Origin of the sequence: Brevibacillus brevis (assembly GCF_001039275.2) — a bacterium.
GTDB lineage: Bacteria > Bacillota > Bacilli > Brevibacillales > Brevibacillaceae > Brevibacillus > Brevibacillus brevis_C.
Genome location: NZ_CP030117.1, coordinates 205001 through 226770 on the forward strand (window position 1 = coordinate 205001; position 21770 = coordinate 226770).

26 protein-coding genes and 2 other annotated features (1 of these 28 cut by a window edge) are annotated in these 21770 nt (G+C 47.7%); of the genes, 25 read left to right on the plus strand and 1 reads right to left on the minus strand.

Going from position 1 to position 21770, the window contains the following annotated elements; translation table 11 throughout:
- The 9 genes from AB432_RS01225 to pssA all read left to right on the plus strand — a co-directional run.
- On the plus strand, positions 1 to 13 hold the final stretch of the coding sequence (locus AB432_RS01225; RefSeq protein WP_048035634.1) for a UDP-N-acetylglucosamine--LPS N-acetylglucosamine transferase. The gene continues 1109 nt to the left of window position 1, outside the view; 13 of the gene's 1122 nt are visible here — the last part of the coding sequence; its start codon lies beyond the left edge, outside the window; its stop codon occupies positions 11 to 13.
- Positions 14 to 42: 29 nt separating this feature from the next.
- Positions 43 to 729, plus strand: a complete 687-nt coding sequence (locus AB432_RS01230; protein ID WP_048035635.1) for an HAD hydrolase-like protein — start codon at positions 43 to 45, stop codon at positions 727 to 729.
- Positions 730 to 917: 188 nt separating this feature from the next.
- Positions 918 to 1382 (plus strand): CtsR family transcriptional regulator, encoded by a 465-nt coding sequence (locus AB432_RS01235; protein WP_048035636.1) that lies wholly within the window; start codon positions 918 to 920, stop codon positions 1380 to 1382.
- 16 nt (positions 1383 to 1398) lie between these two features.
- Entirely contained in the window at positions 1399 to 1917 is a 519-nt protein-coding gene (locus AB432_RS01240) for a protein-arginine kinase activator protein McsA (protein WP_048035637.1), read from the plus strand.
- A gap of 19 nt (positions 1918 to 1936) precedes the next feature.
- Positions 1937 to 3010, plus strand: a complete 1074-nt coding sequence (locus AB432_RS01245) for a protein-arginine kinase McsB (RefSeq protein WP_048035638.1) — start codon at positions 1937 to 1939, stop codon at positions 3008 to 3010.
- Positions 3011 to 3076: 66 nt separating this feature from the next.
- Entirely contained in the window at positions 3077 to 5527 is a 2451-nt protein-coding gene (locus AB432_RS01250) for an ATP-dependent Clp protease ATP-binding subunit (protein ID WP_016742864.1), read from the plus strand.
- 106 nt (positions 5528 to 5633) lie between these two features.
- Positions 5634 to 7001 (plus strand): DNA repair protein RadA, encoded by a 1368-nt coding sequence (gene radA / locus AB432_RS01255; RefSeq protein WP_048035639.1) that lies wholly within the window; start codon positions 5634 to 5636, stop codon positions 6999 to 7001.
- 8 nt (positions 7002 to 7009) lie between these two features.
- Positions 7010 to 8086, plus strand: a complete 1077-nt coding sequence (gene disA, locus AB432_RS01260; protein WP_048036021.1) for a DNA integrity scanning diadenylate cyclase DisA — start codon at positions 7010 to 7012, stop codon at positions 8084 to 8086.
- 114 nt (positions 8087 to 8200) lie between these two features.
- Positions 8201 to 8929: a CDP-diacylglycerol--serine O-phosphatidyltransferase gene (pssA, locus tag AB432_RS01265; protein ID WP_017247027.1), complete on the plus strand. Its 729-nt coding sequence runs from the start codon at positions 8201 to 8203 to the stop codon at positions 8927 to 8929.
- Positions 8930 to 9024: 95 nt separating this feature from the next.
- Here pssA and AB432_RS01270 read toward each other — a convergent pair whose 3' ends face one another.
- Positions 9025 to 9420 carry a nucleoside triphosphate pyrophosphohydrolase family protein gene (locus AB432_RS01270; RefSeq protein WP_007716195.1) on the minus strand — a complete coding sequence of 132 codons (396 nt, stop codon included), beginning with the start codon at positions 9418 to 9420 and terminating at the stop codon, positions 9025 to 9027.
- A gap of 286 nt (positions 9421 to 9706) precedes the next feature.
- Between AB432_RS01270 and AB432_RS01275 the strand changes: the two genes are divergently transcribed.
- The 16 genes from AB432_RS01275 (at position 9707) to rplJ (ending at position 21753) form a co-directional block, all read left to right on the plus strand.
- The gene (locus AB432_RS01275; protein WP_048035640.1) at positions 9707 to 10795 is read left to right on the plus strand and encodes a PIN/TRAM domain-containing protein; all 1089 of its coding nucleotides are present in this window, start codon (positions 9707 to 9709) and stop codon (positions 10793 to 10795) included.
- A gap of 24 nt (positions 10796 to 10819) precedes the next feature.
- Positions 10820 to 11506 carry a 2-C-methyl-D-erythritol 4-phosphate cytidylyltransferase gene (gene ispD, locus AB432_RS01280; protein ID WP_048035641.1) on the plus strand — a complete coding sequence of 229 codons (687 nt, stop codon included), beginning with the start codon at positions 10820 to 10822 and terminating at the stop codon, positions 11504 to 11506.
- 3 nt (positions 11507 to 11509) lie between these two features.
- Complete coding sequence (ispF, locus tag AB432_RS01285) at positions 11510 to 11983, plus strand: 2-C-methyl-D-erythritol 2,4-cyclodiphosphate synthase (RefSeq protein WP_048035642.1); 474 nt, start codon at positions 11510 to 11512, stop codon at positions 11981 to 11983.
- 87 nt (positions 11984 to 12070) lie between these two features.
- Complete coding sequence (gltX, locus tag AB432_RS01290) at positions 12071 to 13537, plus strand: glutamate--tRNA ligase (RefSeq protein ID WP_048035643.1); 1467 nt, start codon at positions 12071 to 12073, stop codon at positions 13535 to 13537.
- 27 nt (positions 13538 to 13564) lie between these two features.
- Positions 13565 to 13824: a binding site (T-box leader), on the plus strand.
- Between the two features lie 89 nt (positions 13825 to 13913).
- Positions 13914 to 14579, plus strand: coding sequence for a serine O-acetyltransferase (gene cysE / locus AB432_RS01295; RefSeq protein WP_048035644.1), 666 nt, complete (start codon positions 13914 to 13916; stop codon positions 14577 to 14579).
- Positions 14560 to 15966 carry a cysteine--tRNA ligase gene (gene cysS, locus AB432_RS01300; protein ID WP_048035645.1) on the plus strand — a complete coding sequence of 469 codons (1407 nt, stop codon included), beginning with the start codon at positions 14560 to 14562 and terminating at the stop codon, positions 15964 to 15966. Before cysE ends, cysS begins: the two co-directional genes overlap by 20 nt.
- Before the next feature lie 17 nt (positions 15967 to 15983).
- Complete coding sequence (locus AB432_RS01305) at positions 15984 to 16388, plus strand: Mini-ribonuclease 3 (RefSeq protein WP_007716204.1); 405 nt, start codon at positions 15984 to 15986, stop codon at positions 16386 to 16388.
- A 1-nt stretch (position 16389) separates the two neighbouring features.
- Entirely contained in the window at positions 16390 to 17145 is a 756-nt protein-coding gene (gene rlmB, locus AB432_RS01310) for a 23S rRNA (guanosine(2251)-2'-O)-methyltransferase RlmB (RefSeq protein WP_048035646.1), read from the plus strand.
- A gap of 1 nt (position 17146) precedes the next feature.
- Positions 17147 to 17671 carry an NYN domain-containing protein gene (locus tag AB432_RS01315; RefSeq protein ID WP_048035647.1) on the plus strand — a complete coding sequence of 175 codons (525 nt, stop codon included), beginning with the start codon at positions 17147 to 17149 and terminating at the stop codon, positions 17669 to 17671.
- 83 nt (positions 17672 to 17754) lie between these two features.
- Positions 17755 to 18405 (plus strand): RNA polymerase sporulation sigma factor SigH, encoded by a 651-nt coding sequence (gene sigH, locus AB432_RS01320; RefSeq protein WP_005828894.1) that lies wholly within the window; start codon positions 17755 to 17757, stop codon positions 18403 to 18405.
- 237 nt (positions 18406 to 18642) lie between these two features.
- Positions 18643 to 18792, plus strand: a complete 150-nt coding sequence (rpmG, locus tag AB432_RS01325) for a 50S ribosomal protein L33 (protein ID WP_003392018.1) — start codon at positions 18643 to 18645, stop codon at positions 18790 to 18792.
- Positions 18792 to 19040, plus strand: coding sequence for a preprotein translocase subunit SecE (gene secE / locus AB432_RS01330; protein WP_012683970.1), 249 nt, complete (start codon positions 18792 to 18794; stop codon positions 19038 to 19040). The genes rpmG and secE overlap by 1 nt, the downstream gene beginning before the upstream one ends.
- 45 nt (positions 19041 to 19085) lie before the next feature.
- Positions 19086 to 19622, plus strand: coding sequence for a transcription termination/antitermination protein NusG (gene nusG, locus AB432_RS01335; RefSeq protein ID WP_048035648.1), 537 nt, complete (start codon positions 19086 to 19088; stop codon positions 19620 to 19622).
- A gap of 186 nt (positions 19623 to 19808) precedes the next feature.
- Positions 19809 to 20234, plus strand: a complete 426-nt coding sequence (gene rplK / locus AB432_RS01340; RefSeq protein ID WP_005828886.1) for a 50S ribosomal protein L11 — start codon at positions 19809 to 19811, stop codon at positions 20232 to 20234.
- Positions 20235 to 20323: 89 nt separating this feature from the next.
- Complete coding sequence (gene rplA / locus AB432_RS01345) at positions 20324 to 21007, plus strand: 50S ribosomal protein L1 (RefSeq protein WP_048035649.1); 684 nt, start codon at positions 20324 to 20326, stop codon at positions 21005 to 21007.
- Positions 21008 to 21049: 42 nt separating this feature from the next.
- Positions 21050 to 21212, plus strand: a sequence feature (ribosomal protein L10 leader region).
- Positions 21213 to 21237: 25 nt separating this feature from the next.
- Positions 21238 to 21753 (plus strand): 50S ribosomal protein L10, encoded by a 516-nt coding sequence (gene rplJ / locus AB432_RS01350; protein ID WP_016742852.1) that lies wholly within the window; start codon positions 21238 to 21240, stop codon positions 21751 to 21753.
- Positions 21754 to 21770 lie beyond the last annotated feature (17 nt).

Sequence of the window (21770 nt, forward strand, 5' to 3'; positions counted from 1 at the left end):
GAAAGTAGAATAGCGGCCTAGCCAGACAAAATGGAGGAACCCATGACTGTACCATTCGCCATATTATTTGATATGGATGGCACGTTACTTCAAACAGAAAAGCTGTCCACTCCAGCATTTATTCGAACGTTTGACCAGCTTCGTCAAAAAGGGCTATGGCAAGGGGAAACCCCAGACGAACGTGAATTGATCAATGTACTAGGAATGACGATCGAGCAGATCTGGGACAAATTACTGCCGGGTGCGAGTGAGGAAGCTATTCGCTCAGCCGACGCCTTCTTGCTAGACAATGAAATCCAGTTACTCAAAGAAAGAGTGACCGAGCTATATCCGAATGTAAAATCAACCTTGGAAACGCTGCGAGAAAAAGGATTTGCTTTGTTTATAGCAAGTAATGGGCAGGAAGAGTACATCGATGCCATTTGCCAGGAATACGAATTAAAGCCGCTAATGACCGATCTGTACTCAGCTGGCCGTTTCCGCACACATTCCAAAAATGATCTGGTTGCAAAATTGTTGTCTGATTACAAAATCGGGCAGGCCATCATGGTAGGGGATCGTCACTCCGACGTGGAAGCAGGCAAGACAAACGGTTTATTTACCATTGGATGTGACTTTGGTTTTGCCAAACCAGGTGAGCTTGACGGGGCAGATGTCATCATCACCAGCTTCACACAGCTACTGAATCATTTGCCAGCAATCGACACCAATACACAAGAACAAACATAAACCATTCCTCAGGGAGTGGTTTTTTTGTTGATCATGTCCAAGTTTCAAGCGACCCTCTTTTGCCCACACTAGAATGTGTAAGGGACACTTGCGGGCACGCACTAAACCCATTATAATTAACGTCAAAGATAGTCAAAGTCAATAGGTAACCTCAGAAGAACATACACAGAGGAATAGGAGGCGATGACTTGCGTAACATCTCGGACATCATTGAACATCACTTGAAAAGCATCATTACAAACAGTCCCAATGGATCGATCGAGATTCAGCGTAGTGAGCTTGCCGACCATTTTCAATGTGTGCCGTCTCAGATCAATTACGTCATCAATACGCGCTTTACCGTTCAAAAAGGGTACATTGTAGAGAGTAAGCGCGGGGGCGGCGGGTATATTCGCATACGCAAGGTGCAGATTGTCAGCAAAGCACGCTTGCAAGAATTGCTAACAGAGGAGCTAATTGGTGAGAGCATCAGTCAGAGCGTGGGAAATGCGATCGTAGAAAGACTATTTGAGGAAGGATTAGTCAACATCAGAGAAGCAACCTTGATGAAAATCGCTACCTCGCGAAACGTATTAACGCTAGAAGCTGAATTGCGGGATCGTTTGCGGGCAAATATTTTAAAGCAGATGATCGCAGCAATCTTGTTGAAGTAAAAGGAGGTATGATGTTATGAACTGTGAGGAATGCGGAAAACGACCGGCGACACTTCATTTGACGAAAATCGTCAATGGCGAAAAAACCGAATACCATATTTGCGAGCAGTGTGCTCATGAAAAAGGGGACGTCTTTACCGGGTTTCACAACTTCAGCATCAACAATCTCCTGTCAGGACTTTTAAAATTTGATCCCATGCAAAAGAATGGACGCGAAACGGCAACGAATAAGCCGCTTCAATGCGAAACATGTGGACTCACATATTCTCAATTTAGTAAAAGTGGCCGATTTGGCTGTAGTGATTGCTACACTTTTTTGGGTGATCGACTGGACCCCCTTTTCCGCCGGATTCATGGAAACACACAGCATAGTGGAAAAGTACCAGAGCGGATGGGTGGCAAACTGAAGATCCGTAAAGAGCTGGAGCAACTAAAGCAAGCGCTGCAAAGTCATGTCGCCAGTGAAGAGTTCGAGAAGGCAGCAGAAATGCGCGATCGAATTCGAGCATTGGAACAAAAAATGGCCCAATCGTAGCAAGGGAGGTTAGCTGGTTATGTCCCAAAAGCAGTTTATGCAAAACCCGTGGAGCAATTGGATGAAAGGAGAAGGTCCTGATTCCGACATTGTCATTAGTACACGGCTGCGTATCGCCCGTAACCTGCGCCAGCACCCCTTTCCGTTATTGGCAACGGACTCACAGGGCGAGGAAGTCGTCAGAAAGGTAACGGAAGTAAGCGATTCGGAGGCAATGCGCAAAAGGCATCAGCTTCAGGTCATCCACATGGACCAAATTAATCCGTTAGAAAAAAGGGTGCTTGTAGAAAAGCATCTGATTAGCCCTCACCTGGCAGAGGAATCTCGGAAAGGTGCCGTATTACTTCGTGAAGATGAGTCTGTCAGCATTATGGTTAATGAAGAAGACCACATTCGAATACAGGTACTATTACCCGGGTTTCGTTTGAACGAGGCATGGGAAATAGGTACGAAAATAGACGACATTTTTGAGAAAAACTTGAACTACGCTTTCGACGAAACACGAGGATATCTTACAAGCTGCCCAACCAATGTGGGTACGGGAATTCGTGCATCTGTGATGCTGCACTTGCCGGCGCTGGTGATGACGCAGCAGATCAGCAGAATTTTACAGGCAATTAATCAAGTTGGTCTAGTCGTTAGAGGAATTTACGGAGAGGGCAGCGAAGCTCTAGGGAATCTTTTTCAGTTATCCAATCAGGTCACACTAGGGATGTCTGAGTCGGATATCCTTTCCAATCTCTACGGTGTAGCTAGACAGATTATTGAGCAAGAGCGTGTGGCACGAACTTATTTGCTGGAGCATACTCGGGTTTCGCTGGAGGATCGGATTTTTCGATCGTATGGTATCCTGATGTACGCCCGCACAGTAGAGTCCAAGGAGGCGGCTCAGCGTCTGTCCGATGTACGTCTGGGGATTGATCTAGGCATCATTCCGGATGTATCTCCGCTGGTCCTAAACGAACTGTTAGTCACGACACAGCCAGGGTTTTTACAACACCACGCTGGACAAAAGCTCACTCCGGACCAACGCGATGAAAGAAGGGCAAGGCTGATCCGCGAACGTCTGCGCGTAGTAGAATCACAAGAGTAATCGTAATGGTATCAAGCAATTGTTAACCATATAGAGAAAAAACACGGTTATACGGAGGTGTACGATATGATGTTTGGACGTTTTACAGAACGAGCACAAAAAGTACTGGCGCTTGCCCTGGAAGAGGCGGTTCGTCTCGGACACAAAGATATTGGGACAGAGCATGTGCTGCTGGGACTCATTCGAGAAGGCGAAGGGATTGCGGCGAAGGCATTGCAATCCCTTGGGCTTGGCCTCGATAAAATCCAGAGCGAAGTGGAGTCGTTAATCGGGCGAGGAACCGAGCAGTCCGGTAGTAATTACACACCAAACTATACACCTCGCGCCAAAAAGGTTATTGAACTGTCAATGGACGAAGCCCGCAAGCTGGGTCATACCTATGTGGGGACTGAACATATTCTGCTTGGCTTGATCCGTGAAGGAGAAGGCATTGCTGCGAGAATCATGAACAATTTGGGCGTTAGCCTGAACAAGGCACGTCAACAGGTGCTCCAGCTTCTTGGCAGCTCGGAAATGATGGCATCTCATCAACCGTCTGGAGGGAACCCAGCGGCAAATACGCCGACACTGGACGGCTTGGCAAGGGATCTGACTGCAATCGCTCGTGATGGCGGGCTGGACCCTGTCATCGGTCGCCAAAAAGAAATCGAGCGTGTGATCCAAGTACTTAGCAGACGCACCAAAAACAACCCTGTTTTGATTGGGGAGCCTGGCGTCGGGAAAACAGCGATTGCAGAAGGTCTTGCCCAAAAAATCGTGAACAACGAAATTCCGGAGACCCTCCGTGATAAACGCGTCATGACCCTCGATATGGGAACCGTTGTTGCGGGAACCAAATATCGCGGTGAGTTCGAAGATCGTCTGAAAAAAATCATGGACGAAATTCGCCAAGCAGGAAACATCATCCTGTTTATTGATGAGCTACACACCCTGATTGGTGCAGGTGGAGCAGAAGGCGCTATTGATGCCTCCAACATTTTGAAGCCTGCTCTGGCACGTGGCGAGCTACAGTGCGTAGGTGCTACTACGCTGGATGAATATCGCAAGTACATCGAAAAAGACGCGGCACTGGAGCGTCGTTTCCAACCGATTCAGGTTGATGAACCGACAGCGGAGGATGCTATTCGTATCCTGCATGGCCTTCGTGATCGTTACGAAGCCCACCATCGTGTCAAAATTACCGATGAAGCAATCGAGCAGGCAGTAAAACTGTCTGACCGCTATATTACGGAACGCTTCCTGCCTGACAAGGCCATCGACTTGGTCGACGAGGCGGCATCCAAGGTTCGCTTGCAATCCTTTACGGTTCCACCAAACCTCAAAGAGCTGGAGGGACGTCTGGAAGAGGTACGCAAGGAAAAAGACGCTGCCGTACAATCACAAGAGTTCGAGGAAGCAGCAGCTCTTCGCGATCAGGAGCAAAAACTGCGTGAAGAACTGGATAAAACGAAAAAAGACTGGAAAGAGCGCCAAGGTCAGCTAAACATGGAGGTTACGCCAGAAGACATCGCACAAGTAGTGGCGAGCTGGACGGGTATTCCCGTGTTGAAGCTGAAGGAAGAAGAAACTGAGCGCTTGCTGAAGATGGAAGAGATTTTGCATGATCGCGTCATTGGCCAAGATGAAGCAGTCAAATCCATCTCGCGTGCGATCCGCCGTGCCCGTGCTGGTCTGAAAGACCCAAAACGCCCGATCGGCTCGTTTATCTTCCTTGGACCAACCGGTGTGGGTAAAACCGAATTGGCTCGTGCCGTGGCAGAGACGCTTTTCGGTGACGAGGATGCCATGATTCGTGTAGATATGTCCGAGTACATGGAGAAGCATTCCACCGCTCGGCTGGTAGGTGCCCCTCCTGGCTACGTAGGCTTTGACGAAGGCGGTCAACTGACCGAAAAAGTGCGTCGCAAGCCGTATTCCGTTATTTTGCTGGACGAAATCGAGAAGGCTCACCCAGACGTATTCAACATCCTCTTGCAAGTTTTGGATGATGGTCGTCTGACAGACTCGAAGGGACGTACCGTCGATTTCCGCAATACGGTTGTCATTATGACTTCCAACGTCGGAGCCAGCATGATCAAGAAAAATACGACGCTCGGCTTCACGACCAACGATTCGGAAAGAAAGTACCAGGATATGAAGGACAAAGTCATGGATGAGCTGAAGAAGAGCTTCCGTCCTGAGTTCTTGAACCGTATCGACGAAGTCATCGTGTTCCACTCCTTGGAGCAAGAGCACATCGAGCAAATCGTATCTCTCATGACAGAAGAGCTGCGTAAACGTTTGAAAGAGCAAGACATTGATTTCCAACTGACCGAAGAAGCCAAGAAAGTATTGGCAAAAGAAGGCTTTGATCCGGCCTATGGTGCGCGTCCTCTGCGTCGAGCTATCCAGCGTCACATCGAGGATAATTTGTCCGAGGAACTGCTCAAGGGTACGATCAGTAAAGGTGATACCGTCAATATCGAAGCCGAAGAAGGCAAGCTGGTAGTCAAGCGCCTTGAAAAAACGAAATCGTAAGCTGTGTTGAAACGTAATAGAATGCCTCCTGATTCGGGAGGTATTCTTTTTTTGGGTGCGTAATTATGATAAAAGTAGAGAAAGAAATCCAAGTGAGGGTGCGATTATGTCAAAGTATAAAACGAAATACGCGTGTCAAGAATGTGGCTATGAATCGCCAAAATGGATGGGAAAATGCCCGGGATGCAGCAGTTGGAACACTTTGGTGGAGGAAGTGACGGTTAAAACGGCACATCGCCACGAAGGGCTCAGCGGCGGCCAGCGCCAATCTGCGATTCCATTGACCCAGGTAGCCAGTGAAGAAGAGCCACGCATGGATACGACGATCGGAGAATTGAATCGTGTTCTTGGTGGAGGACTTGTTCCGGGTTCACTCATTTTGGTGGGGGGAGATCCGGGAATCGGGAAATCGACATTGCTTTTGCAGACATCATTTGCCTTGGCTCATCAAGGGGCGAAGGTTCTCTATGTATCTGGAGAGGAGTCGGCAAAGCAAATTAAAATTCGCGCAGATCGACTCCATTTGCAAACGCCGCCGATGTTTGTATTGGCAGAAAATGATTTGGATTTGATCGAACAGCATATTAATCAAGTAGACCCGGATGTGCTGATTATTGACTCGATCCAGACCGTGTTTCACCCGACCATCCAATCGGCTGCGGGGAGTGTCGCACAAGTGCGGGAGGCTACTGCCCAATTGATGCGGATTGCAAAAGGGAAAGGAATTGGTACCTTCATCGTCGGTCACGTTACCAAGGAAGGCTCCATCGCCGGTCCGCGTATGCTTGAGCACATGGTGGATGCTGTTCTTTATTTTGAAGGGGAGCGCCACAATACATTTCGAATTTTGCGCGCCGTCAAAAACCGCTTTGGTTCGACAAACGAAATCGGGATTTTCGAGATGAAGGATCGCGGTTTGGAGGAAGTGGCGAATCCATCTGAGATATTTTTGGCAGAGCGTCCATTTGGTGTTGCGGGCTCCACGGTCGTAGCCAGTATGGAGGGCACGCGTCCCGTTTTGGTTGAGCTGCAAGCTCTCGTTGCCCCGACCAGCTTTGTAACGCCACGGAGAACGGCAACAGGGGTCGATCATCAGCGTGTGGCGATGATCATGGCAGTGTTGGAAAAGCGCATGGGCATGATGCTGCAAAATCAGGATGCTTATGTAAACGTAGCAGGCGGGGTCAGATTGGATGAGCCAGCCGTTGATTTGGCGATTGCCGTAAGCATTGCAAGCAGTTTCCGTGACCACGCTACCAATCCGCATGATGTCGTTATCGGCGAAATTGGCCTGACTGGTGAGGTGCGCGGTGTCTCCCGTATTGAGCAGCGAGTACGAGAAGCACATAAATTAGGCTTTAAGCGTGTCATCATCCCTGAGAAAAACATCCGCGGTCTGGATGCGCCAGCAGATATTCAAGTGATTGGTGTGAGCAATATTGCCGATGCGTTGAACGAGGTGATAAGGAGGTAGGAGTGGGCATGCAGGGGAACATCAAAAGAGCTCCGCAATTCGGTGATGTGCTTCGTCTCGTGGCACCCGGCACACAGCTTCGTGAAGGGTTGGAAAATGTTTTACGGGCCAAAACCGGGGGCTTGATCGTCATTGGGTGCGGTCCGGAGATGAAGTCAATTGTCGATGGCGGTTTTTCCATCAATTGTGATTTTTCTCCTGCCCATTTATATGAATTAGCAAAGATGGATGGGGCGATTATAGTAAGTGAAGACGCAAAACGCATTCTGTACGCGAATACGCAAATCTTCCCACCTTCTTCAATCCCTACGAGCGAGACGGGGACACGTCATCGTACAGCGCAACGGACAGCCATTCAAACGAACCATCTGGTCATTGCTATCTCTCAACGGCGCAATGTGATCACGCTGTACCAGGGAAATTTCCGGTATGTCTTAAGCGAAATCAGCGTCATTTTGGCCAAGGCGAACCAAGCTGTATCTACCCTTGAGAAATACAAGGCTGTGCTTGATCAAACGCTGACGAATCTCGGTGCGTTAGAATTCGAGGAGCTCGTCACGTTACATGAAGTTGCCTCGGTTTTGCAACGGATTGAGATGGTATTACGTATTAAGACAGAGGTCTCCAAATACATATGTGAGCTAGGGGTAGAAGGAAGGCTCGTCAGTATGCAGTTGGAGGAACTGGTTTCAAACATTGAGGAAGAAGCCCATATGCTTATACGGGATTATTCCCGAGATCCATCCTATTCACCTGATCTTGTGCTTCGGGACATGAAAAAATTAAACTCGGAGGAAATGCTCGAGCTCACTTCTTTTTTGCGAACGCTGGGGTATTCCTCCAATGCCAGTATGCTGGATGAATCCGTTTCCCCTAGAGGTTATCGGATCCTTTACAAGATCCGGCGTTTGCCCGTTACGATCATCTCGAATCTGGTAGAACATTTTCATCATCTGCCGCGAATCATGATGGCAACGATTCAGGAATTAGACGAAGTGGAAGGCATTGGCGAGGTTCGAGCAAGAGCGATTAAAGAGGGACTGAAACGGATTCAAGAACAAGTGTTCATTGACAGACACATTTAAAGTAGAATAGGATAAAGGCATTATTTGTATTCAGCATTTGCCTAAGGGACTTGGATAAAAACAAGGTCAACAGGATAACCTGCTCCTTACGCAAAAGAAATCAGGAGGTAGTCTATGTTCGTGAAATCGTTACCGAACATACTAACCGTAAGCAATTTGTTTCTGGGAGTTTTAGCAATTATTCTTGCGTTTCGAGGCGATCAATACGTCGAATATGCAGCGATTACAGTGATCATTGGTATGCTGGCAGACGGGCTGGATGGACGTGTAGCTCGTATGCTGAATGCCCAAAGCGAGTTCGGAAAGGAATTGGATTCACTTTCTGACGTCATTACATTTGGGATTGCGCCAGCGTTCATCATGTATGTTGTCGTCTTGCAACACTTTGATTTGCTTGGGATTCTCATTACAGCCATTTTTCCGATCTGTGGTGCGCTGCGTTTGGCGCGTTTTAACGTACAGGCCGGGGTTCCGGGGTATTTCATCGGTTTGCCGATTACGGCAGCGGGAGGCGTACTGGCTACGCTCGCACTTTATCACCAAGTCTTCACTCCGGTATTGCTTGCCGTAAGTATGTTGCTCCTTGCCTTTTTGATGGTATCAAAGGTCAAGTATCCTAACTTTAAAAAAGTGGGGATTCCAAAGTCTGCTTACTGGATCACACCCATTATCATCGCGATCGTGGTTGTTGTAGCGATTAAGTATCCGCAGCAATTTCCAAAAATCGTCTTCCTGCCACTTGCTTTTTATGCATTGTACGGAATAAAAAAAAACGTTGACTTTCTCGTCAAAAAATTACGCAAGCGTAAAAACAAAGAGGAAGAATCTGTACCGTTTGAATAGTTACGGCATAAAAAAACCCACACTTCAATGTGCGGGTTTTTCTTTTTTGTATGCAACTTTTTTTAGGGTTCATTCGTAATACGAGTAACGGACTTTTAAGACAGATTGAAGACACCCAAAGTATTCAATCGGTTGGATTCTTTCTGAAGCACGTCTTCTAGCTTAATGTCAGTAATATTGCACAAGGCAGTGAGGTAAAAGAGGTTTTTGCCAAGCTCAGCAGTAACTACATCGCGACAATGCTCGCACAGCGGTCCGTTAAAGTGAGTGTCCAAATGGGACTTGTTGTCCTCCAGATTCTTGTTCGAATCGTACGTCTGTTTTTTGGCAACCACTTCGACACAGCCGCATTCGGTGATGGCTTTTGTCAGTGAACGGTTAATGCGGGATGCCGTTTCCTGAACTTTGGACATGACGTCCAGTACGCTACGATGTCTGATCAAAAGCTCGGATACTTGCGTTTGAAAGTCGTCTATGTTTCGATTGTCCATCTGGTTCACCTCTGCTTTAGGCTGTTGGTATCGTCATAATTTTCTCTCATTACGATACTGACATTATAAGAAGGGAGTCAGCTTTCTGTCAATTTATCATCGAAGGAAACGAGTGTTCCCGGGTTGACGAGAAAATGACAACTATGTTAAAATTTTTGGCTATTTGACATGGCAAAATCTTTTTTGCTATAGTGAGGGAAAGTAAAATGAAGCATTATAATCATTTGGAAAAAAATAGGGTTTTACTCTTAGGCTTCTGTCTATATTAGTAAAAGGAGGTGAAGGCATGTTACGCCGAGTAGGAAAATTCATTTTTGTTTTGATAGGTGGCGGATTGGGGTATCGATTTGGTGACGAATTGTTCTCGTTGCTCGACCCACTGTTAAACTTTGGTGTAGTAGCCGGATCGCAATATATTGGGGCTGTACTAGGTGCCATCTTGTTTTTCTTTTTAGCGAATTGGGTTGTGGATTATGTTCTGCGCATCGTTCGATGGGGTGAAGAGACACTCGTCAAAATGCCGGTTGTCGATGTGATGTTCGGAGCGATGGGATTGATTAGTGGTCTTATTGTTGCATTCTTATTATTCCTGCCCATCAGTAAAATTCCGATTCCATTTGTAGGAGATCTTTTGCCGTTAATTGTTTCCGGGTTGCTCGGTTATTTGGGCTTCCAGGTAGGATTTCGCAAGCGGGACGAGATTATGTCGGTATTTTCGATTGGACGTAAGGATAGGAAAAAGGATAGCGCAACAACTACCGTTAACCTGGAAAATAAAATCCTCGATACCAGTGTCATCATTGACGGACGCATCGCAGATATTTGCCGTACCGGCTTTCTGGAAGGGGTACTGGTCATTCCGGGATTTGTGTTAGAGGAGCTACAGCATATCGCCGATTCCTCCGATGTACTGAAGAGAAACCGCGGTCGTCGTGGTCTGGATATCTTGAACAAGATTCAAAAAGAAATGAAGGTAAAGGTTCAGATCTGGGAAGGCGATTTTGAAGAAGTATCCGAGGTGGACAGCAAGCTGATCAAGCTCGCTAAGCTCATTAACGGAAAGGTCGTAACAAACGACTTCAACCTGAACAAGGTATGTGAGCTGCAAGGTGTTGCGGTTTTGAACATCAATGATTTGGCGAATGCAGTCAAACCTGTAGTTTTACCTGGAGAAGAGATGAACGTTCAAGTCATCAAGGATGGGAAAGAGCACGGTCAGGGTGTCGCTTATCTGGACGATGGCACGATGATTGTTGTAGAGGGCGGACGAGAATACATTGGAAACGACGTCGATGTTCTCGTAACGAGTGTGCTGCAAACATCCGCAGGACGTATGATCTTCGCCAAACCAAAGTTGCTGGAACGAGCGTTATAGAAAAGACAGGAGAGGGATGAATCAGTGAGTACGGGTGTCGTGATCGTTGCAGCCGGTTCGGGTAAACGAATGGGTGGACAACGAAACAAGTTGTGGTTACCGCTTGCGGGCGAGCCGATCTTGGCTCATACGGTACGTCTTTTTGCTACTCATCCCGACATTGATGAAGTTGTGCTAGTGGTGAGTGAAGCAGACCACGCAGAAGTAATGACCTGGCTCTCGGCTGAAAAGCTGGCGGTTGTGGTTACACTGGGTGGAGCAGAGCGACAAGACAGTGTGAGAAATGGCTTGGCTTCACTATCCGCAAATTGCGATTACGTGCTGGTTCACGATGCTGCTCGTCCTTTCGTCACTCGCAAACAGATCAGTGACATGATCAAACAGGTGCAACAAGATCAGGCAACGATCATGGCGGTACCTGTCAAAGATACGATTAAAGTGGTGGGGGCAAATGGACTTGTAGAGTCAACCCCGGCACGGGAAAGCTTGTGGGCGGTTCAAACCCCACAAGCTTTTCGTATGTCTTTATTGCGAGAGGCACATCAGGCAGTAGAGGCAGCGGGGAAGCTGGGTACGGATGATGCAATGCTGGTTGAGTGGCTGGGTCATCCGGTATCGATTATGCACGGAAGCTATGAGAACATTAAGATTACGACGCCAGACGATCTGTGGTTTGGTGAAGAGATATTGCGGAAACGAAAGGGAGAGTAGCTCATGCGTATTGGACAAGGTTTTGACGTGCATCAATTAGTAGAGGGGCGTCCATGCATTATCGGAGGCGTCACCATCCCGTATGAAAAAGGCTTGCTAGGACATTCTGACGCAGATGTTCTCCTTCATGCGATTAGTGACGCGATTCTTGGAGCGATTGGTGAAGGGGATATTGGCCGTCATTTCCCTGATACAGACCCGGCTTTTAAGGATGCGGATAGCGTAAAGCTGCTGGAGCATGTTTGGAAGTTGGTTCGGGAGCGCGGCTATCGTTTAGGAAACGTGGATGCAACGATCATTGCCCAAGCGCCGAAGATGGCGCCGTACATCCCGCAAATGTGTGAAGTCATTGCACGCGTGCTGGAGGCAGACGATCTCTCGCAAGTGAATGTGAAGGCGACGACATCCGAGAAACTTGGTTTTACAGGCAGAGGGGAAGGAATCGCTGCACAGGCAGTATGCTTGCTTGTCAAGTAGAGGGGCAAGGTGTAACATAAAGCCTTAGATACGTTTTTACTTAGGTCAAGGCTATAGCCTTTTACATTCATAAGGATGGTGCTACCAATGGCGAAAGAAATTCGCACTCGTTATGCGCCGAGTCCTACGGGGCATTTACACATCGGCGGTGCGCGAACAGCGCTCTTCAATTATCTTTTTGCGAAACATCACGGTGGTTCGTTCATCGTTCGGATTGAAGATACGGACCAAACCCGCAATAAGGAAAATGCGGACGAAGAGCAAATGAAAAACCTGAAATGGCTCGGCGTAACATGGGAAGAAGGTACAGACGTTGGTGGACCATATGGACCGTACCGTCAAACAGAACGCTTGGACATTTATCGGAAATATATCGATCAACTGCTGGCAGAAGGCAAAGCGTACTACTGCTACGCGACAAAAGAAGAGCTGGATGCAGAGCGTGAAGAACAGCTCGCTCGTGGAGAAACACCACGTATTTTGGAAAAGCACCGCCATGTAACGGACGAGCAACGTGCTCAGTACGAAGCAGAAGGTCGAGTGCCATCCATTCACTTTCTCGTTCAGGATGATCGCGAGTATGTCGTGAACGACCTGATTCGTGGCCAGGTAACATTTAACTCCAATGAGATGGGCGATTTCGTTATTTGCCGTCCGGATGGCATTCCTACATACAACTTCGCCGTTGTAGTGGACGACTATTTGATGAAAATTAGCCACGTCATTCGTGGAGAAGAGCATCTGTCCAACACGCCTCGTCAATTGATGATTTATGAAGCGTTTGGCTGGGAAGCGCCTGACTTTGCTCACTTGGCACTGATCCTCAACCAAGATGGCAAAAAGATGTCCAAGCGTGACGAGAGCATTCTTCAGTTCATTGAGCAGTACCGTGATCTCGGCTTCTTGCCAGAAGCAATCGTGAACTTCCTTGTTCTTTTGGGATGGTCTCCGGGTGGCGAAGAAGAGATTTTCTTGATGGAGGATCTGATCAAGCTGTTCTCAATGGACCGCGTGAACAAATCGCCAGCTGTGTTTGATGCAACGAAGATGAACTGGATGAACAACTTCTATTTGAAGCGTCAACCGCTCGATATGATTACAGACATGTGTATCCCGCATCTGCAAAAAGCTGGCTTCATCGAAGAGAGTTTGTCTGCTGAGAAGCGCGAATGGGTTCGCAGTATCGTAGGCCTGTATCAAGAGCAAATGTCCTACTGTGCGCAAATCGTTCCGTTGGCAGCTCTTTTCTTCCTCGACGAAGTGGTGTACGATGAAGAAGCAACTCTGGTGCTGAAAGAACCGCAATTGCCGGAAGTACTGGCTTCCTTTGTGAAACACCTTTCTGCCCAGGATGCATATAATGTGGATGTTATTAAAGCGGTACTCAAAGACGTGCAAAAGGAAACGGGTCACAAAGGCAAGGCATTGTTCATGCCGGTCCGCGTAGGAGCAACTGGTCAGGCGCATGGTCGTGATCTGGCAGAGACGTTGTATCTGCTTGGACGTGACAAGGTGATTGCACGTGCACAGCAAGTAATTGCAAACGGTCAGTAAGTATTGGCTGGCTTTCTTTTATAAATCATGAATGCGACGATCAGGAGAAGTACAACAGTCTGCACATCTACAGAGAGGATGGATAGGTGAGAGCCATCTGGTGTGCCCTGTATGGAAATGCCCCTGTGAGCAATGAGCTGAACCTATCTTTTTGAAAAGATATCAGTAGGCGCCATCGGCTTCCCGCCGTTATCGGGGTATGAGCGAGATCGTTCAAGGTTGTTTGTTAAGTCTTTGCAGCCAAGACGATCTAAGCAGAGTGGAACCACGGTAAACCCGTCTCTGTCCCTTCGTAATGGAGGGGATAGGGACGTTTTTTATTTTAGAGGAAGTTGAACACTCGGCAGGTAAATCAGGCAGGAGGTGCCACCCCAAAATGTTAGCACAGATGAGAGATGACATTCATGCTGTTTTTGAACGAGACCCGGCTGCGCGAAGTACGCTGGAAGTCGTTATGACCTATTCCGGTTTGCACGCGATATGGGGGCACCGGATTGCCCACAGGCTCTGGAAGGCTGAGCTGTGTACACTCGCCCGAATTGTCTCTCAACTGTCCCGTTTTTTCACGGGAATTGAGATTCACCCGGGCGCAACAATTGGCCGCGGCCTGTTCATTGACCATGGCATGGGTGTTGTGATCGGAGAGACGTGCGAAATCGGAGACAATGTAACGATTTATCAAGGGGTTACACTCGGGGGAACGGGGAAAGAAAAAGGAAAGCGTCACCCTACGATCGGCAACGACGTCATTATTGCGACGGGAGCAAAGGTGTTGGGCTCCTTCAAAATTGGCGATAATTCAAAGATAGGGGCTGGTGCCGTTGTCTTGCAGGAGGTACCGCCTAACTCGACCGTAGTAGGAATCAAGGGACGCATCGTCATCCAGGATGGCAAGCGGGTCAAAAATGATCTGGACCATGTAAATATGCCAGACCCGGTAGCGGATACGATTCGTTTGATGCAAAAGGAAATTGATCAATTACGCAAAGAATTGGAGCTTTTGAGGGAGGATAAACAGAACGATGGGCATTCAGCTGACTAACACGATGACGCGGCGAAAGGAACCGTTTCACACATTGGAGCCAGGAAAGGTAAAAATGTACGTGTGCGGCCCGACCGTGTACAACTACATCCACATTGGAAATGCGCGCCCTGCCATTGTATTTGATACACTGCGCCGTTACTTGAAATATCGTGGCTACGAAGTGACATTCGTGCAAAATATTACGGATGTAGATGACAAACTGATTCGTGTAGCGAATCAGGAAGGGGTCACTGTCAAAGAAGTGGCGGATCGATACACAGATGCGTACAATGCTGATCTGAAATCACTGAACGTATCTCCACCTGATATTCAACCACGTGTGATGCAAACAATTCCGGAAATCATTGAATTCGTGCAAGGGCTGATTGAAAAAGGCTTTGCCTACGAGAGTGAAGGTGACGTCTATTTCCGCACAGGACGTTTTCAGGAATACGGAAAGCTATCGCATCAGCCGTTGGATGATTTGCAGGCAGGTGCTCGTGTAGAAATCAACGAGAAAAAGGAACATCCCCTGGACTTCGTACTTTGGAAAGCGGCAAAGACCGGAGAAGTTACCTGGGACAGTCCGTGGGGTGAAGGAAGACCGGGATGGCATATTGAGTGCTCGGCAATGGCCCTGAAGTTTTTGGGTGAGGAAATCGATATCCATGCGGGCGGAACAGACCTTGTGTTCCCGCACCACGAGAACGAAATTGCCCAATCGGAGTGCTTTACGGGTAAAGTTTTTGCTCGTTATTGGCTACACAACGGCATGCTCAATATCGATAACGAAAAAATGTCCAAATCCCTTGGGAACTTCTTGCTTGCACGCGATCTTTCAGAGAAATTCGGCGGTCAATTAATTCGCTTCTTTATGCTTCAGGGGCACTATCGCAACCCGATCAATTTTAGCGAAGAGTTGATCGAACAGGCGGCCAATGGTTTGGATAGAATCAAGACTGCGTATACGAATCTGTCCCATCGTCTGGATACCGTGCGCGCAGAAGAGCCGAATGATCAGGCACAGGAGCAGGCGCGAATCATTGGGGAGCTTCGCGAGCGTTTCGTTGCTGAGATGGATGATGATATCAATACAGCGAATGCCATAACCGTTATTTTTGACGTCGTGAAGGAAGCCAACCTGTACTTGCGTTATCAAAATGTAGGCGAAGCCGAAGTTCGTGCATACATGGATTTGTTGGTGGAGTTGACGGAGGTTCTTGGTCTTGAAATTGCTGAAGAGCAGGAGCTGTTGGATAGTGAGATTGATGCGTTGATCGAAGAGCGCACAGAAGCTCGCAAAGCAAGAAACTTTGCCCGTTCTGACGAAATCCGCGATCTGCTCGCAGCAAAAGGAATCGTGCTGGAGGACACGCCACAAGGTGTTCGCTGGCGTCGAAAATAAGGGGCCGAAGAAAATAGATGCAAAAAGAAGAACTAACCCGAGATCCTAATCTGACAAATCCACTCGTGCTTGCCTTCCTCGGAGATGCTACCTATTCGCATTGTGTGAGGTATCATTTGATCGCCAAGGGGCTGGTTAAACCAAACCAGCTCCACAAGGCGGCCAACCGCTATGTTTCAGCGAAAGCACAGGCCAATGTGTTGTTAACGTTAATGCCCACATTGCCGGAGGAAGAATTGAATGTAGTGAAGCGGGGGCGGAATGCCAAATCCGGCTCCAGTGCCAAAAACGCCGATATTATCGACTACCGTCATGCAACGGCTTTTGAAGCATTGATCGGGTACTTGTATTTGAGTGGAAAAGAAGAGCGGATCGCTGAAATTGTGCAGCAGGCTTTTGCCATAGTGGAAGGAGAATCATGAAATGAGTGAAGAGTGGATTCTGGGGAAAAACCCCGTCATCGAGGCTTTGCGATCAGGCCGTACGATCAATAAGATTTGGATTGCAGAGGGAACGAATAAAAATCTGATGGGACCTGTCTTTGCCTTGGCGAAAGAACAGGGTGTCATTGTCACGACAGCCAACCGCAAAAAGCTGGATCAGCTCGTGTCGTCGGACAACCATCAGGGTGTTGTGGCTTCTGTTGCTGCTTATGATTACGTAGAAGTAGACGGTATTTTGAAGCGGGCAGAGGAAAAAAACGAGGCGCCGTTCATTTTGCTGTTGGACGAGCTGGAAGATCCGCATAACCTCGGTTCCATCATGCGGACAGCCGATGCAGTCGGTGCTCATGGTGTCATCATCCCAAAACGACGTTCTGTCAGTCTTACGGCAACAGTGGCAAAAGCTTCGGCAGGGGCGATCAACTACGTGCCAGTAGCGCGAGTGACGAATTTGGTTCGTACCATGGAAGAGCTCAAAGAACGCGGTGTTTGGATTGCAGGAACAGATGCGAGTGCCAAGCAAGATTTCCGCCAGGGTGATTATACGATGCCGCTCGCAATTGTCATTGGCAGCGAAGGAAAAGGCATGAGTCGCCTCGTGCGGGAAAACTGTGATTTTCTGTATAGCCTTCCGATGGCGGGCAATGTTACCTCACTCAACGCTTCTGTAGCAGCTGCCTTGTTGATGTATGAAGTATATCGCTCCAGGAGTCCAATTCCGACGCGGGTGAAATGACATGGCGAAACGAAAAGCCAAGCAGCTGTTGATCGTTGATGGATACAATATCATCGGCGCCTGGCCCGATCTGCGCCTGCTGAAGGATCAAGAGCGGATGGACGAGGCGCGTGATCAATTAATCGCAAAAATGGCAGAATACCAGAGCTACACTGGTGTGAAGGTCATCATTGTCTTTGATGCGTACAACGTTCCTGGCATTGGCCGTCAAATGGAGGACTTCCAGGTCGACGTTTATTTCACGAAGAAGAAGGAGACAGCAGACGAGAAAATTGAGCAGCTAGTCTCCCAATTTCACAATAAAAATCGACAAATTTATGTGGCAACTTCTGACTATACCTCTCAACGTGTCATATTTGGGCAGGGAGCTTTGCGCAAATCAGCGCGGGAGTTGTTGCTCGATATGGAAAATGCGGGCAAGGAAATCAAGAAACAAGTCGAAAAAACGCAAGAAGACCGTTTCTCCACGCGGATTACGCTGAATGATGAAATAGCGAAAATATTCGAAAAATGGAGAAGGGAATAACTTGGATTCGGTTGACGCTTTTTTACGGCATCATGTATAATAGCGCTATCTATTGGAGAAACCGGTTGGCGGAGGGATCATTTGTGAGTGTTGACCTCAAGGAGTTAAAACATGCCCAATATGAACTAATGACCGACGAAGAAGTAGTCGACCTGGTTCGCGATAATGACGCCGAAGCTTTGGAGTATTTGATCAACAAATACAAGAACTTCGTTCGTGCCAAAGCGAGATCCTATTTTCTTATTGGGGCTGACCGCGAAGACATCGTGCAGGAAGGGATGATCGGACTGTACAAGTCTATTCGCGACTTCCGAGGAGACAAGCTCACGTCGTTCAAGGCATTTGCCGAGCTGTGTATTACCCGTCAGATCATTACCGCGATCAAGACAGCGACACGCCAAAAGCACATCCCGCTCAATTCTTACGTCTCATTGGACAAGCCTATATACGATGAAGATTCTGACCGTACACTACTCGATGTGATCTCGGGAACCAAGGTGACCGATCCGGAGGAATTGTTTATCAATCGGGAAGAATTCGATGACATTGAGGGCAAGATGAGCGAAATCTTGAGTGACTTGGAACGCCAGGTTCTCATGCTTTACTTGGACGGACGATCCTATCAGCAGATTGCTGTTGAATTGAAGCGTCATGTCAAGTCTATTGATAATGCATTGCAGCGAGTAAAGCGCAAGCTAGAGCGCTATTTGGAAGGAAGAGAGATTCATCTGTAGAGAATCTCTCTTTTTATTTTGGAAGCAAAAGGACTACCTCTTGTCAAGTCATTTTGTTTGACATGGGAATTTCGGTATGATAAATTTATTTAGGTAGCCATAGACTCTTATCTCTCTGTTCTATGGTTACTTAGGTGAATGAAATGGTCTGGAAAAAGTAGCGGTTTTCCCGTACTATTTATCATCGGGGTACTTTTAACTAATAGCAGGTTTGAAATGAGATGGAGGTGGCAATAAATGCGAGTAAACATCACGTTGGCGTGCACCGAGTGTGGCGAGCGTAACTATATCTCCACGAAGAACAAGCGCACCACTACTGAACGTGTTGAACTGAAAAAGTATTGCTCCCGTGACAAGAAGCAAACCCTTCATCGCGAGACGAAGTAATGGTTGATGCGACGAAGTCAGGGGGTGGCAAAGTGGGTTTTTTATCACGAATCGGAGCCAGTTTTCGCCGTACCGGTGGTTTTTTTAGTGACGTAATGTCCGAGCTAAAGAAAGTCCGTTGGCCCAACCGTAAAGAATTGACGACCTATACGCTCGTTGTTCTTGTTACGGTTGTGCTCCTGGCAATATTCTTCTTCGTCGTTGATTTGGGTATCTCGCGCTTGATCGATTTGATTCTAGGAACGTAATTATGCAAGTCTTAGGAGGGACGGACGGTTAACGTCCTGTTGGATATGGAAAAAGCATGGTATGTACTTCATACGTACTCAGGTTACGAAAACAAGGTGAAAACCAATCTGGAGAAGCGACTCGAGTCGATGGGCATGGAAGACAAGATCTTTCGCGTTCTTGTTCCCACTGAAGAAGAGGTGGAAACCAAGGATGGTAAGAAGCGCACCGTCACGAAAAAAGTGTTTCCTGGATACGTCCTTGTTGAAATGGTGATGACGGACGACTCTTGGTATGTCGTGCGCAACACCCCTGGGGTTACCGGCTTTGTCGGATCCACGGGTGCTGGCTCTAAACCGACAGCGCTGCGTCCTGAAGAGGCCGATACGATTCTCAAGCAAATGGGAATCGAAATTCCCAAGATCAGAGTCGATTTTGCTCTCCGCGATATGGTGCGCGTCACAGATGGTCCGTTTTCCAATCGCACCGGGGAGATTATCGAGATTTACCCGGACAGGCAGAAGGTTCGCGTGTTGGTGGACATCTTCGGTCGCGAAACACCGGTAGAGCTAGACTTTACACAAGTTCAAAAATTGGATTAGGATTCAACTTGAAAAGTATCGCGCTATGTGGTACATTTCATTTTGTTTTAACAATCCCACAACATTAATTGGGGTTTCTTGCACTCTCACTATAGATCGAAAGTCTTTTACATAGAGACTTTCAAAAAACGGTGGGAGGGGGCATTCCCCCGTAATAACCACATGTGAAGTAAGGAGGTGTGTTACGTGGCTAAGAAGGTTATCCGCGTAATTAAATTACAAATCCCAGCAGGTAAAGCGAATCCTGCACCTCCAGTAGGTCCGGCTCTCGGTCAAGCTGGTGTAAACATCATGGGATTCTGTAAAGAATTCAATGCTCGCACTGAAAGCGAAGTAGGTATGATCATTCCGGTGGAAATCACCGTGTTTGAAGACCGTTCTTTCACTTTTATCACAAAAACTCCTCCAGCTGCAGTTCTGTTGAAGAAAGCTGCTGGTATCGAGTCCGGTTCTGGCGTACCAAACAAAACAAAGGTTGCTACGCTGAAGCGTGATAAAGTTCGTGAAATCGCAGAACTGAAGCGTCCTGACCTGAATGCTGCATCCGTAGAAGCGGCTATGCGCATGGTAGAAGGTACAGCTCGTTCTATGGGTATCGTAATCGAAGACTAATTGTCTTGAGTGCAAGGGGGCACAGAGGTTGTGCCCCCCTGTCTGTGGGAGGATCAACCGCTACGACCACATTGAAGGGAGATTTAATCATGGCGAAAAAAGGTAAGAAATATCAAGAGGCTGTAAAGCTCGTTGATAAAAACAAAGTATACGAAGTAGCTGAAGGCGTTGAGCTGGTTAAAAAAGCAGCTACAGCTAAATTCGACGAAACTGTTGAAGCAGCGTTCCGTTTGGGCGTAGATCCTAAGCGTGCTGACCAACAAATCCGTGGCGCAGTTGTATTGCCACATGGTACTGGTAAAGTACAACGTGTTCTCGTATTCGCAAAAGGCGATAAAGCGAAAGATGCAGAAGCAGCTGGCGCAGACTTCGTAGGCGATGCAGACATGATCGCAAAAATTCAAGGTGGCTGGTTCGACTTTGACGTTGTAGTAGCTACTCCTGATATGATGGGTGAAGTAGGTAAATTGGGTCGTGTACTCGGTCCAAAAGGCCTGATGCCAAACCCTAAGACCGGTACAGTTACTTTCGATGTAACTAAAGCGGTTAACGAAATCAAAGCAGGTAAAATTGAGTATCGTGTAGACAAAGCGGGTAACATCCACGCTCCTATCGGAAAAGCATCCTTCGATGCTGACAAACTGGTAGAAAACCTGGCTGCTCTGACTGAAGCACTGAACCGTGCGAAACCAGCTGCTGCTAAAGGTGTTTACATGAGAAACGTAACCCTGAGCTCCACTATGGGCCCTGGTGTACGCGTAGCTGTAAAATAATGACACTTGACTTCCTTTACGGGAGTTGTTAAGATAGTCCCTGTTGATGAAAAGAATATGCCGTAGACAGAAGGTGCGGTGCTTGTGAGAGTAACGCTTAATACCCCTCCGAGGCGTGTAATGTACGAATGAGGAAACGCTGTTTTCCTTTGACGATATAGCATTATGCCCTCGTGAGTCTGCGAGGGCATTCTTCATTTTCTAGGATTAGAGCACGGGAGGTGTAATCAATGGCAGAAATTCGTCCAACCGTTATTCGTGAAGAAAAGGTACAAGCGATCAACGAAATCGCAACTAAGCTTCGCGAAAGCCAAACTACAGTGGTAGCTGACTACCGCGGTCTGACAGTAGCACAAGTAACTGAGCTCCGTAAGCAATTGCGTGAAGCTGGTGTTGAGTTCCAGGTGTTGAAAAACTCCCTGACTCGTTTGGCTACTGAGAAGGAAAGCCTGACTGAACTGGATCAATATCTGACTGGACCAAACGCTCTGGCGTTCTCCAAAGACGATATCATCGCTCCAGCGAAAGTTATCGCTGAATTCGCTAAGAAAAACGACAAGCTGGAAATCAAGGGTGGCGTTATCGAGGGTAAAGTAGTTGATGCTGAGCAAATTAAAGCTCTGGCTTCCCTGCCGAACCGCGAAGGTCTCTTGTCCATGCTTCTTTCCGTCCTGCAAGCTCCAATGCGCAACGTTGCACTGGCAGTCAAAGCAGTGGCAGAACAAAAAGAAGGTCAAGGCGCGTAATCGTCTGATCGGTTAAT